At 62.6% G+C, this 12,897-nt stretch carries 9 protein-coding genes and 1 tRNA gene; 6 read left to right on the top strand and 4 right to left on the bottom strand.

Translation table 11 applies throughout. The features are described 5' to 3' along the window. Positions 1-32 precede the first annotated feature (32 nt). Complete coding sequence (locus tag P8014_RS11540) at positions 33-713, top strand: YfdX family protein (RefSeq protein ID WP_337817476.1); 681 nt, start codon at positions 33-35, stop codon at positions 711-713. Between the two features lie 120 nt (positions 714-833). Here P8014_RS11540 and P8014_RS11535 read toward each other — a convergent pair whose 3' ends face one another. From P8014_RS11535 to P8014_RS11525, 3 genes are read right to left on the bottom strand one after another with little or no spacing between them, the layout of a single operon-like run. Further along, the gene (locus P8014_RS11535) at positions 834-3,923 is read right to left on the bottom strand and encodes an efflux RND transporter permease subunit (protein WP_337817475.1); all 3,090 of its coding nucleotides are present in this window, start codon (positions 3,921-3,923) and stop codon (positions 834-836) included. Next, a complete protein-coding gene (locus tag P8014_RS11530; RefSeq protein WP_337817474.1) occupies positions 3,920-5,080 on the bottom strand; it encodes an efflux RND transporter periplasmic adaptor subunit in 1,161 nt (386 codons plus the stop codon). The genes P8014_RS11535 and P8014_RS11530 overlap by 4 nt, the downstream gene beginning before the upstream one ends. Then, positions 5,070-6,509, bottom strand: a complete 1,440-nt coding sequence (locus tag P8014_RS11525) for a TolC family protein (protein ID WP_337817473.1) — start codon at positions 6,507-6,509, stop codon at positions 5,070-5,072. Before P8014_RS11525 ends, P8014_RS11530 begins: the two co-directional genes overlap by 11 nt. 173 nt (positions 6,510-6,682) lie before the next feature. Between P8014_RS11525 and P8014_RS11520 the strand changes: the two genes are divergently transcribed. Next, positions 6,683-7,411 (top strand): response regulator, encoded by a 729-nt coding sequence (locus P8014_RS11520; protein ID WP_337817472.1) that lies wholly within the window; start codon positions 6,683-6,685, stop codon positions 7,409-7,411. Then, on the top strand, positions 7,408-8,724 hold the full coding sequence (locus P8014_RS11515) for an ATP-binding protein (RefSeq protein ID WP_337817471.1): 1,317 nt from the start codon (positions 7,408-7,410) through the stop codon (positions 8,722-8,724). The genes P8014_RS11520 and P8014_RS11515 overlap by 4 nt, the downstream gene beginning before the upstream one ends. Before the next feature lie 169 nt (positions 8,725-8,893). On the opposite strand, the gene P8014_RS11510 is transcribed toward P8014_RS11515, so the two are convergent. After that, positions 8,894-10,309, bottom strand: coding sequence for a diguanylate cyclase (locus tag P8014_RS11510; RefSeq protein WP_337817470.1), 1,416 nt, complete (start codon positions 10,307-10,309; stop codon positions 8,894-8,896). A gap of 144 nt (positions 10,310-10,453) precedes the next feature. Here P8014_RS11510 and P8014_RS11505 point away from each other — a divergent pair. The 3 genes from P8014_RS11505 to P8014_RS11495 all read left to right on the top strand — a co-directional run bounded on the left by P8014_RS11505 (position 10,454) and on the right by P8014_RS11495 (position 12,845). Beyond that, positions 10,454-10,528, top strand: a tRNA-Val gene (locus P8014_RS11505). Positions 10,529-11,330: 802 nt separating this feature from the next. After that, positions 11,331-11,618 carry a helix-turn-helix domain-containing protein gene (locus tag P8014_RS11500; protein ID WP_337817469.1) on the top strand — a complete coding sequence of 96 codons (288 nt, stop codon included), beginning with the start codon at positions 11,331-11,333 and terminating at the stop codon, positions 11,616-11,618. A gap of 27 nt (positions 11,619-11,645) precedes the next feature. Beyond that, positions 11,646-12,845, top strand: a complete 1,200-nt coding sequence (locus P8014_RS11495; protein WP_337817468.1) for a replication initiation protein — start codon at positions 11,646-11,648, stop codon at positions 12,843-12,845. The last annotated feature ends 52 nt before the right edge of the window (positions 12,846-12,897 follow it).

Below are 12,897 nucleotides of genomic sequence, written 5' to 3'. Positions count from 1 at the left end.
CGCCCAACGCTTCACAGGAGCACTGCACAGCCATGTTTTCGAAAACCTCCATTGTCCGCCTGATGCTGATTTTCCTCTTCAGCCTCGCCACCCACGCACAGGCGGCTCCCGCAGCGCCTTTGAAACCCGGCGTGGCCGCACTCAACCAAATGCAGGTATACGCAGCGCAGGCGCTGGCCGACGTCGAGAGTGCGCGCTCTGCGCTGCACGACGGCTCCACCGCCAGAGTCGCCGACAACCTGGACAAGACCCGTACGATGCTCGTTCTGCTCCGCTCGCGCATGCCTGCAGCCGAATTCCACGCCATGCTCAATGCCGTGCGTTCGCTGATGGACTTCGAGGACAACAAGCAGGTACTACCGCTGTTTCCCAAGCTTTTCTACGCCTTGGACGACCTCCCCAAGACCCCTGCCTCCGAAAAAGCGCGAAAAGCCCTGAAACAGGCCGAAAATGCCCTGCGCAAACCGGATCGGGCAACCGCCCTGCGCGCGCTCGACCGGGCCGACTCGGACTTCAGCGATCCGTTCCTGACGCCGCCGCTGGACGCTGCCGAGCACGATCTGACGGCGGCCATCACATCACTGACCCAAAGCGGCAGCTCACTGAACGACGCGGCTCTCAAAAAACTCGCCGGCGACCTGATCAGTCTGCACCGGGCGCTGGCGACCTACCCGCTGGACATGTCGCCCAACGCGCCGGCCTCGCTTGGCTGAGCGGGATGCACCTCCCCGGGATCGGCAGACAGTGGACTACCGAGTGCCTACTTCATCAGTGGAGGCAGTGCGATTACCACTCCGAACGCCGCCCATCCTGCGTTCGGAGTGGCTTCACTATCACTGTCCCCCGGCCTCGTTCACTTCGCTCTGCGCCCGCCGCCCGAACCAGCGTTCCGCACTGACGTAGAACGCCGGCGTCACATACAGCGTCAGTAACTGCGAGAACAGCAAACCGCCGACCACGGCGATACCGAGCGGCATGCGGGAACTGGCATCGCCACCGAGACCCAACGCGATCGGCAGCGTACCGAGTATCGCCGCCGCCGTGGTCATCATGATTGGACGGAAACGCACCCGGCAGGCTTCTTCGATGGCCGCCTGCGCGTCCAAACCTTCGCGTCGGCGCTCGATGGCGAAGTCGATCATGATGATGCCGTTCTTTTTGACCAGCCCCACCAGCATGATGATACCGACGAAGCTGAACACATCGAGCGGCTGGCGAAACAGGTAGAGCGACAGCAACGCACCGAATCCGGCCAACGGCAGCGCAGTCAGAATGGTCAGCGGATGCACGAAGTTCTCGTAGAGAATGGCCAGGATCACGTAGATCACCAGGATGGTGGCCAGCAGCATCAGGGGCAGGGTCACCAGCGATTGCTTGAAGAACTGCGCCGAACCGGCGAACTGCCCGCTCACGCCCGCCGGCAGCGTACGCTGAGCCAGCGATTCAACCGCCTGCGTGACCTGCTCCAGTGAACGCGAACCATCGAGATTGAACGATACGGTGATCGAGGGGAACTGTCCGTAGTGCTCGATGCTCAGCGGGCCGATGCCGTAGCCCATGCGGGTGATCGATCCCAGCGGCACCAGCGTGCTGCCGTTGCCCGGCACGGTAAGCGCCTGCAGCGCCGCCATGTCTGTCTGGAAACGTGACTCCAGCTCGGCAATGATTTCGTACTGATCCGTCGCGCCGTATATCGTGCCGATGTTGGCTCCGCCGTAGGCCAGATTCAGCGTCTTCTCCAGGTTCTTCGGCGTAACGCCGAGCGCGGCGGCGCGGTCGCGCAGAATGTTGATCCTGATCTCCGGATTACTGAGCTGCAGGCTGGAATTCACCCCCACCAGCCCGGGCACCTGCCTCAGCTTGGGCAGGAATGCCTTGACGGCCTTCTCCAGGCTCGCCTCGTCGGGTCCCTGCAGTACGAACTGATAGTTCGCGTTGCTGCTCATCGCGCCGAATTGGATCGCCGGCAATTCCATGAAAAAGGCCCGCACCGTCGGATATGCCTGCATTTCGCGGCGCAGCCTAGCGATGATCTTAGCCACGCTGCCGCGCTCGCCGGCCGGTTTCAGATGGATGATGATGCGACCGATGTTGCTGCCGCCGAAACCGCCTCCGCCCTGCCCGGCGTTGGACATGATGTTCTCAACTCCCGGAGTCTTGAGCACGGCGTCGGCGATCTGCTGCTGTTCGCGCTTGAGCTGCTCGAAACTGATACCTTCCGGATACTGCAGGTTGGCGAACACCATGCCGCTGTCGCCATTGGGGATGAAGCCTTTCTCCAACTTCCCGAACAAACCGAATGCCGCGACCAGACTGAGTGCCGCCGCCGCGAGTACCAGACGGCGATGGCGCAGCGACCAGACTAGGCTGCGCACGTAGCCGCGCGTCAACGCTTCGAAGCCGCGCTGGAAACGTGAGACCCGCACCTGCTTCTCGGCCCCGGCAGGCGCTGCACGCAGGCGCGACAGCAGCATGGGCGTCAGGCTCAACGCGACCACGCCGGAAAACAGAATCACTACAGCGATGGTCACGCCGAACTGCAGGAACAGCCTCCCGAGCAGCCCGCCCATGAAGATGAGCGGCAGGAACACAGCCGCCAGCGACAAGGTCATGGAAAGAATGGTGAATCCGATCTCCCGGCTGCCGGCCAGCGCTGCCTGCAGCGGAGATTCACCAGCCTCGCGATGCCGTGCGATGTTCTCCAGCATGACCACCGCATCGTCGACCACGAAGCCCACCGACAACGTCAGCGCAAGCAGGCTCAACACGTTCAGGCTGTAGCCCAGCACATGCATGACAACGAAGGTACCCAGGATCGAGACCGGAATCGCAAGCACCGCAACCAGCGTCTGGCGACGCTCGCCGAGAAACAGCCAGATCACGCCAGCCACCAGCAAGCTAGCCAGCACCAACGTCATTGCCACTTCCTCGACCGCCGCGCGCACGTAGGTCGACTTGTCATAGAGGATATGTAGCTGAGCCCCGGCCGGCAGTGCCCGTTCCAGGCCCGGCAGCAGCGCGCGGATGCGATCGACGACCTGCACCGTGTTGCTGTTCGGCTCGCGCACCACGGCGAGCACGATGCCGCGCTGCTTGTTGATCCAGGTCGCTCTCGTGTTCTGCTGCGCGCCGTCGACGGCATGGCCTACCTGGTTCAGCGTCACCGCGGCGCCGTTGCTGTAGGCCAGCACCATATGATTGAAGGCCTTGGCGTCGCCCAACTGGCCGTCGACGTTGAGGCTGTAGTTGCGCGCGCTGCCCTGCAGCGTGCCCTGCGGGAGGTTGACGTTCTGCGACCCCACCGCATCGCTCACGTCGGTGAGCGAAATGCCGCGCGCCTGCAGCTTGTAGGGATTCAGATACAGGCGCACGGCATAGGTCTGGCCGCCGAACACCAGTACGTTGGAAACGCCTTGCACGCCGGACAGTTTCGTCGCCAGACGGTTCTCGGCGTAGTCGTCCAGTTTGTACAGCGGCATGTTCGGCGCCGACAGGCCGATGAACAGGATCGGACTCGCCGACGGATTTTGCTGCCGCACGGTCGGTGTCGAGGTCATGGTCGAAGGCAGAAACCGCGTCGCCAGATTTACTGCGGCCTGCACGTCCTGCGTCGCCGCGTCGATGTTGCGGCTCAGATCGAACTGCAGCGTGATGCGCGTGCTGCCCGTGCTGCTGGTCGAATTCATCGACAGCAGGCCGGGGATGCTGGAAAACTGCTTCTCCAGCGGGGAGGCCACCGCCGAAGCCATGGTCTGCGCACTAGCGCCGGACAGCGAGGCGGACACCATGATCGTGGGAAACGACACGGAAGGCAGCAGCGCCACCGGCAGTCCACGTACTGCGAACACGCCGAACAGCACCAGCGCCATGGTCAGAACCGTGGTCGCGACCGGGCGGCGGATGAACGGTTCGGCCAGATTCATGGCCTGGCGGCTCCATTCGGCTTGTTACCAGCTCCGCTGGCGCTGCCCTGCCCGTCCGCCTGCAGCACCCTGACTGGCGCGTTCGGCCGGATGCGTGCCGGCAGCGGATAGATCACTTCATCGCCGCTTTTCACACCCTTGCCGATCACGGCCTTGTCCGCAGTTGTCAGCGCCACCGTCACCGGCTGCACCACCGCCTTGCCGCTTTTGACCAGATAAACGAAATTGCCGTCCTGCCCCGGCTGCACCGCGCCGCCCGGCACCACCAGCGCGTCCTGCAACGATCCCAAGCGCAGGCGCACCGTCACGAACTGCCCTGGCCAGAGCTTACCGTTCGCGTTATCCACCTGGCCCTGCAGGGAAATCGTTCCCGTGCTGGAACTCACACCATTGTCCACCACGGTGAGGTGTCCCTTGCCGATGACCTGAGTCGCATCCTCGTGCAGCACCTCCAACGAACCCTTGTTGCCACTTTTCGGCAGGGCCAGCACCTGCGACAGCATCGACTGCGGCAGCGCGAAGTTCACCAGCAGCGGCGACATCTGCTTGAGCGTCACCAGATCCGTCGAGTTCGCCTGCACCATGTTTCCCGGCTGCAGCGCGATCACGCCCAAGCGTCCGGCAATTGGTGCGCGCAGCGTCGTGTACGCCAGATTCAGTTTGGCGGTCTCGATCGCCGCACGGTCCTGCTCGACCTGCGCCCTGTCGGCCTGCGCCGTGGCGACCGCCTGATCATAGGTCTGACGCGTCACGTACTGCTTGGCCACCAGCGGTTTGAGCGACTCCACCTGCCCCGCGGAATAACGCGCCTGCGCCTCGTCGCCCTTGAGTTTGGCCTCAGCCTCGAGCAGTGCTGCACGATAGGAGGCGGAGTCCAGTGAGAACAGCCGCTGTCCCTTGCTCACCATCTGCCCGGAGTGCACCCAGACTTTGTCCAACCGGGCGGTGACCTGCGCGGCGATCGTCACGCTGTGCGGACTGCTCATGGTTCCCGCGGCCATGGTGGTAACAGGCACCGTCTCGATCGTCGGGCGCACCACTTGCACCGCAAGTTCCTGCCCTTCGCGGCCCCCCCGTTGCTGGCCGTTGTGCTGCCCGCAGGCCGACAGCACGACGGCCAGCAAGGGCAACAGCCCCAATACCACTCTATTGCGCATTCATCGCTCCTTCGGGCGGCGTCAGCGTGCCTATGGCGGCGCTCAGATTCGCCAATGCCTGATAACTGTCGATCGCATCACGCGTCACCGCCACGCGAGCGCTAGTCACCGTCGCCTGCGCCGACAGCAGATCCTGCATGGTCGCCAGGCCGACCTTGTACTGTGCCTGCACCGCGTCCAGGGCCTTGAGCGCGTTGTCCAGCTGCGCGCGCGCGCTGGGCAGCGCCGCCGTGGCGCTGCGAAAGGCGTAATAGTCCTGCCAGACGCTCAACTGCGTGGACTGCACCCCGACCCTCAGATTCGCCTTAGCCTCGGCCAGCGAGGCGCGCGCCTGCGCCTCCTCGTAATGGCGCTTGAAACCGCTGAACAGCGGCACGCTCAGCGTCAGAGCGAGGCTGTACTGCCGGCTGGGCGACTGCTCGTTCTGCGCGCGCCAGGTCTGCGTTGCGCCGAACGTAATACTTGGCAGAGCACTGCGCTGTGCCGCACGCAGATCGGCACGCGCCGCGTCGACCTGCGAGCGTGTGCTCTGCAGCGTGGGATTGGCGCGCAGGGCCTGCTGCATCAATGCCTGGACCGAAGCGCGCAGCTTCGGCGGCATGCCAAGATCCAGCGGTACAAGCTGCAGCTTCGTGCCCAACGGCAGACCGACGACGCTTGCCAGCGTACCTTCGTCGCTGGCCACCGTCTGCTTGCCGGCGGCCAGCGCCGCCTGTGCGGAAGCGACCGAGGCCCGCGCCTGATAGACATCGGCGATGGTCGCCTGGCCAGCGCGGCGCTTGGCCTCGGCCGCCTGTAACGCGGCCTTGGACGAGGCCAGCGCCTCGGTATAGGACTGCACTAGCGCGCGGTCGCCCAGCAGCTGGTAATAGGCCTGTTGCACGCCCGACAAAACGGACTGCACCGAGGCGTTCTGGGTAAATATCGCAGCGTTGAACTGAGCCTGGGAAGCATCCACCGAAGCCTTCGTCTGACCAAAATCCCAAACCAGCCAGGACAGCGTCAGATTCGGCCTGAGCGTATTCTGCGGCGGCACGTTCGCACCGGAAGCGGTTGTCGACTGTGACCGCGCCAACGGCAGGCTCAGATCCAGCGTAGGCCACCATGCGCTCTTGGCCTGCCCCAAAACCGCGGCCTGTGCTCGCAGTTTCTCCCAAGCCGCCCGCGTGCTCGGATTATTGCGTAGCGCCAGGGCACTGAGCTGGGCAAGCGTCAGCGCTCGCCCCCTCCATGCCGACGGCAGTTGCGTACCCAGCGGCGAGAGCGGCTGCGCGGGGGCCTGGATCAACCTACCGGACGTATTGTTTAGGCCCTCGTACACACCAAGAGGATCGCCGCCGGCATATGCAGAGGGCGAAGCGAGGCCCAGGCCGGCGAGAAGCATGCCCAGCCTCATGAAACCGATCGACGCTCTTCGTATGTCGTCCATGCGTGCACTCTAGGCCGGGCGCCGCGATTGCGGCGAACTAAATTGTTGCAATGTATTAACGCGTATCGTCCTGTTCATATCTGTTCACAAACTTTGGTCACCGCGAGAAGCCACCGGTAGTATAAGTTTTCCCTGACCCGCCCCGTTCATGAAACACTGAAATACACAGCCCGATGTCCAAGCTGCTCATCGTCGATGACGACCCCAGACTGCGCGCCATGCTGCAGCGCTACCTCGAAAGCCAGGGCTTCGAAATCCGCGCCGTCGACAACACCGCCCACATGGACAGACTGCTGCAGCGCGAGCATTTCGACCTGCTGCTGCTCGACGTACTCATGCCGGACGAGGATGGCCTGAGCGCCTGCCGGCGCCTGCGTGCAAACGGATTCGCTCGCCCCATTATCATGCTAACGGCCCGCGGCGAGCTGCCAGACAAGGTACTCGGCCTGGAACTCGGTGCGGACGACTATCTCGCGAAACCCTTCGAACCACGCGAGTTGGTCGCGCGTATCCGCGCTGTGCTACGGCGCAGCGAAGACCATACGACACCGGCGGCACCGGCCCCGGGAGAGATTCGTTTCGGGCGTTTCCGGCTCGCGCTCGACGAACGCCGGCTCTACGAGGACGAACGCGTCATCGAGCTGACCAGCGGCGAGTTCGCCCTGCTCAACGTGCTGGCGAACCACCCCTTCGAGGTGCTGTCGCGCGAGCGTCTGCAGACCCAGATCCACGGCGGCGATCATCCGCCCGTCGGCGAACGCGGCATAGACGTACTGGTCTCACGCCTGCGCCGCGTGCTCGAAGACAACCCGCGCCGGCCGCGCTACCTGCAAACCGTCTGGGGTCTCGGCTACGCCTTCGCGCCCGATGGGCAACCTCATGCCGCAGGCCCTCAGCGATGATCGGCTCCAGACTGTTACGCAGATTTTGGCCCGACACTCTGTTCGCGCGCATGGTCGTACTCATAGCGACGCTGTTCCTGCTCGGCCAACTGGCGATCTACGCCGTACTGCACTTCTACGGGTTTCCTCCCCATACGCACCGCATCGCCCAGCGCTGGGCGCAATTGCTGACGCTGGCCGCCACCCAGCCCTCTGCGCGGGCTTCGGCCCTGCCCTCGCGACTGGCCGAACTCGGATTGCGTTACGAACCGGGCGACATCGCCCCCTTGCCCGGACACCCGCCCGACGACGCCGCCCTCAAAGCGATTCTCACCGAACTGCGCAGGCTGCTCGGCCCGTCGGCCGAGATCACCGTCGATCCCACGCATAAGCTGCTATGGCTGCGCTGGGACGGCCCGCACCCGGTAACGCTGGCCATCCCCGCCAAGCAGGACATCCCCATCCCCCTTCCATACATCCAGCTCATCGCCCTGATCGCGATCGCCCTGATCGGCGGGGTCATTGCGGCGCGCCAGATAAATCGGCCACTCAAGAGCCTGGTCGACAGCGTCAGCCGTTTCAGCGACGGACAGCTGCCCCGTCCACTGCGCGTGCAGGGACCGCGCGACGTACGCGAACTGGCGGCCCGTTTCAACCGCTTGCTGGAAGACCTGGAACGCCTATTGCGAGAGCGCGAACTGGTACTGGTCGGCGTATCTCACGATCTGCGCACGCCACTCACGCGCACACGACTCGCAGCGGAATTCATACCTGCCCAAGCGGTGGACGTCTGCGACGAAATCGTCGCCAACATCCAAGAAATGGACGCGATCATCGAGCAGTTCATGAACTACGCCCGCGAAGGCCAGGAAGAGCAGAGCAGTCAGGTCGATCTTGCCACCGTGGTCCGCGACACGGTGGAGCGCTACCGTGACGGCCCCCAGGCCTACCCGGTCGAGATCGACGTCCCGGCATCCCTGTCCGCCCATACGCAGCCTCTGGCCATCTCCCGCGCCCTACGCAACCTACTCGAGAACGCGACCAAACACGGCGCCCCTCCGATCGAGGTCAGCCTGCGGCATCGGAACGACGAAATCCGGCTATGCGTGCGCGATCATGGCCCCGGCATACCACCGCAGCGCCTGTCCGAACTACCCAAGCCGTTCACACTGAGCCGCTCGGGAGGCGCGGGTCTGGGGCTGGCCATTGTCGAAGGCATCGCCCGCCGCCTACGCGGCAAGCTGGTGCTCGCGAACGCCGAGAACGGCGGTTTTCTGGTCTGCCTGGAACTGCCTGCCGGCGACCTTCCCCGGGACATACCCGAACGCTCTTAGGGAGACGCTGATTAAATGGCTACGCGGGCGATCTGCTACCTTGCACGCTCCTTCGCCCATCCACTTGATATGTCTTACTCACTGCGCTGCGTACGCCTTGCGGCTCATCCCGTTCGCTCACTTATATCAGCGTCTCCCTGGCAGACTGTCATCACCGCACGGTAGTCCGCTAACCCTCGACATCCTCACCCTGCGGTTCCACCCGGTTGCGTCCGGCCTGCTTCGCGGCGTACAGCCGCTTGTCGGCCCGCTGCAGGCAGGCCTCTACATCCTCACCAGGGTGCGCATGTGCGACCCCGATGCTGAGAGTGATCGTCAGCGGTCCCGCCGGCGTCACGATAGGTTCGTCGGCCAGCGACGCACGCAGCCGCTCGGCGATCGCCATGGCTTCCGCGAACGGCGTGGCGGTCAGCACGGCGAGAAACTCATCGCCTCCCCAGCGCGCCAGGCGGTCTTGGCCGCGCAACACCGCGCGCAGCCGTCGCGAAAATTCACGTAGCACCGCATCGCCCGCGGCATGCCCATGGGTGTCGTTGACCTCCTTGAAAATATCCACGTCGATCAACACCAGCGTATAAGCCGCGTCCCCCTGACGCCGCCCCTCCTCGTCAAGCCGCTTGAGCATGCGCAGCATCGCCCGGCGGTTATAGAGACCGGTCAGGTCGTCCGTACGCGCCTCGCGGGCATGGTTCAAGGCAGCCGTGTGATGCGTCACCACCAGCTCGCGCAGGCGCGCATTGGCCTCGCCCAGTTCACGCGTGCGTTCCTTGACCCGTAATTCCAGGCTCTGGCGGGTATGCTCCACTTCGGTCTGGCTCTCCACCAGGCGCTTCGCCATGTCGTTGTAGGCGTCAACGAGCCGCCGCATTTCACCGTCTGCGCGAACCCGTACCGGCGCCGGAGTGTGGCCGTAGCCCATCGCCTCGATCGACTCGGTCAGTTGCTCCACCGGACGGTTCAAGCGGCGCGAAAGATAGTCTGAGAACAATAGTGCGAGCATCACTGAAAAACCCAGCGACACCATTCCGGCAATATCAATGCGCTGGAATTTGTGCTTCACCTCGTCGGCGCGCATGTCCATGCCGACCAGATAGCGCCCGTCGCCATGAATAAGTGGCGCATAGCCGGAAAGAAAGGTTCCCCACTGATCGCTGTAAACCTGATCGTCGACCGAGGTGTGTTCGAAGCCTTCCAGCAATGTGGGTACCACGTCCTCGTATACAGTACCCGGCAGGGCCTGCTCCTCGGTGCTGTCCGAATCGACAACGAAATACACCTTGTCGCCGACTCGGCGCATGATATAGAGATACGCGATATCCGGATTGGTTGCGCGCAGCTTGCGCAAGCGACTTAGATAGTCGAGATAGACCGGATCGGTGACCTGCTGCGGCGACACGATGCTGTCCAGTCCGCGCGCATCCAGCGAACACCCAACCAGCGCCGCACTGTTGCTCAAACGCCCTTGCAGCCCCTTGAGCACCGTATCGCGTGCACTGAAGTAGAAATACGTCCCGACGCTTCCCGAAACCATCAGGATGGCCGCGAAATGGGATAGAAACAGTTTGGCCCGCAGGGTTGAACGCATTGTTCCCGACTGCCCATCTTGTTGTTATTGAATGCCCTCTCGCACTATAATCCTATTTTTTCGAACGAACCTACCGACGCGCGACAATTCTCCATCGACGGCGTTGACGCTTTCCGGATATCCGGCTAATATTCGCGCCTCACTGGGCGGTTAGCTCAGCGGTAGAGCACTGCCTTCACACGGCAGGGGTCACTAGTTCGATCCTAGTACCGCCCACCAAATAAGCGCTTGGAATACAGCGAGTTATTGAAAAAGACCACCTCTTTCAGGTGGTCTTTTTTTGTCCAAAATTCACCTCATGGACAGTGCGAGTGTCCACGTAGTGTCCACGAAATCCCTTTATATCCTTCTATGTCTGTCCATGGATTGTCCACGGACGGTGAGTTCATGGCCGCGAATATCGATCTGAGCCTTATGGTACCTAGCAAATACCGAAAAACATTATAATGTTTTGTAATTCAATGTCTTATATAACAAATCAGACCTCAAAAGGTTATACTGGCCTCATAATGAACATTGCGACCACCATCAACGCGAAGGCAACCAGGACAGCGCACGCTAGAGTCTGGCAGCGTCGTGACGTGACCGCCGACCCTGCATTCCGTGCGTCCGGGGGATGGTGGCTGATCGGAGCAACCGCCGCGACTTGGCTGTTCGTCGCCCTAGCCGGCGGCATGGCCGGGCTGGTGGTGGGCATCGGTGGCCTGATCGGGACGGTAGCGTACGTATGCATACCGATGATCCGCAGCCTATCGCGATACGCAGTTCGCCAAACGGAGAAAATAGCCCGGCGTCGCACCTATCGGGCGAGCTGGCTGCCCTATATCGCAGAACGTCCTGCCGCCCTGCCGTCTATCCCCTCCCCCCCTCACGTACCCTCCTCGCGTCACCCCGACCGCCTGACCTGTCGCGCCCGCCGGCTGTGCGGGCACCGGAAGTCACGCGGTCGGGGATGCTGAGGCACAACCTGACCTAATCTGATCTGCCTGCATCCCTGATCGCCCCTCACGGGGATCGCATCATGGATCACGTCGCCATACAGGCTCTGCCCGATCTACTCACCACAGAAGAGGTTGCCGACCTCTTACGAATCGCTCCCAAAACCTTGCGGCGCAGCATCGCGGACGGCTCGATCCCGCTTCGCACCGCAAAAGCTGGTGGTCGCCGGCTGCTGTTTCGTAGAACCGAAGTAATCAGCTATATCGACGAGCAATTCGGGGTTGTGACGACTGCCGGCATCAGCGAGCAGCTCGACTCACCAACTCCAGCCAGACGCGGCCGTGGCCGTCCTCGTCTGCAGTCGTCGTGATCGGCATACGCAACCGAAGATCATACGGTGCGTACGCCGACGCCCACGGGCGCCGGGCGGTGGCTAAGTGCGTTCAAAAAATTCCGATCACGGAAATACAACCCCCACAACGAAGACAATCTAAAGAGGGCCATACAATGGGCGCAGGACGACGATGAACGTAACGATCTTCTCCAGGCGTTGGCGCGCCTGGAGAAGAGGAAACGAAAACCGCAGGGTGGTGGTTCTCGAACGCAGCTCAGCAACGAGCTGCTAGACGGGTTTGCTGGCTTTTACCAAACTGCTCCCCGGAGGCCTTATTGTACTAACGATCCAAGGTACGGCCAACACATTCGCCCATTGCATACTGCCGTAAAGATGAGCCACATGCAGCCCAATCCGCCTGGCATGGTTCATTGGTTGGTTTTCGATATTGACCACTCGGATGCAGTAGACGCGTGGCAACGTGCCGGGCTGCTGCAGCCTCAGTTGGTGATGAGGAATACAGAAAATGGACACGCTCATGCAGCGTGGCGGTTGAGCTCCCCAGTTTGCTCGACCGACATCGGCCGCGCGAAACCTATGAGATACGCGCGAGCGGTACAGCGGGCCATGCTCAAAGCACTCGATGCCGATTCAGGCTATTCCGGCGGCTTGCTAAAAACGCCTGGTCATAAAGCGTGGGAAACGATCGTGGCGGCTGATATTGTGCCATATTCATTGTCAGATCTAGCGCAGAGTCTAGACCTTCGAGCCACAGCCAATCGTACCGCATCAGAAGACATCGACACCGCGGGCTTGGGCCGAAACTGCACCATGTTCGAGATCGGGCGAAAATGGGCTTACACCGCGATATCAGGCTACTGGGGACCGGCCGGCTACGATGTATGGCGACAAGCGGTCACCGCACGCCTAAGCGACATTAACGCGCAGTTCCCAGTGCCGTTGTTGGATTCCGAAGTGCGGGCCACAGCCAAATCCATCGCGCGCTGGACGTGGCGCAACATAACTCCTGCGAGCCGTGCCAACCTGATCGCGCGCACTCACACATCTGAGCAACAAGCCGAGCGCGGACGGCGGGCGCAGAATCAGGCCGCTGCTGGGCGCGCATCCGCAAAGATCCGCAGAGCCGTCACAGCAGGTCTGAGAGCCTTGGCACACCAGTTAGTCCTCCAGGGGCTCAGCACCCGCGAAATCGCACACGAACTCGATGTGAACCAGTCTACGGTTGTCCGTTGGCTGAGGTGATGCACGAACGGCCTAGATCAGATAGCAGCGCCTCCAGGCGGCGGCGGTGGGC

The organism is Acidihalobacter sp., assembly GCF_037381185.1.
Taxonomy (GTDB): domain Bacteria; phylum Pseudomonadota; class Gammaproteobacteria; order DSM-5130; family Acidihalobacteraceae; genus Acidihalobacter_A.
This window is presented reverse-complemented; position numbering and strand designations above follow the sequence as displayed.

Bases quoted from the DNA above. Each gene is read 5' to 3' on its own strand.
- P8014_RS11540 (WP_337817476.1), top strand. From the start codon at position 33: ATGTTTTCGAAAACCTCCATTGTCCGCCTGATGCTGATTTTCCTCTTC.
- P8014_RS11535 (WP_337817475.1), bottom strand. From the start codon at position 3,923: ATGAATCTGGCCGAACCGTTCATCCGCCGCCCGGTCGCGACCACGGTT.
- P8014_RS11530 (WP_337817474.1), bottom strand. From the start codon at position 5,080: ATGCGCAATAGAGTGGTATTGGGGCTGTTGCCCTTGCTGGCCGTCGTG.
- P8014_RS11525 (WP_337817473.1), bottom strand. From the start codon at position 6,509: ATGGACGACATACGAAGAGCGTCGATCGGTTTCATGAGGCTGGGCATG.
- P8014_RS11520 (WP_337817472.1), top strand. From the start codon at position 6,683: ATGTCCAAGCTGCTCATCGTCGATGACGACCCCAGACTGCGCGCCATG.
- P8014_RS11515 (WP_337817471.1), top strand. From the start codon at position 7,408: ATGATCGGCTCCAGACTGTTACGCAGATTTTGGCCCGACACTCTGTTC.
- P8014_RS11510 (WP_337817470.1), bottom strand. From the start codon at position 10,309: ATGCGTTCAACCCTGCGGGCCAAACTGTTTCTATCCCATTTCGCGGCC.
- P8014_RS11500 (WP_337817469.1), top strand. From the start codon at position 11,331: ATGGATCACGTCGCCATACAGGCTCTGCCCGATCTACTCACCACAGAA.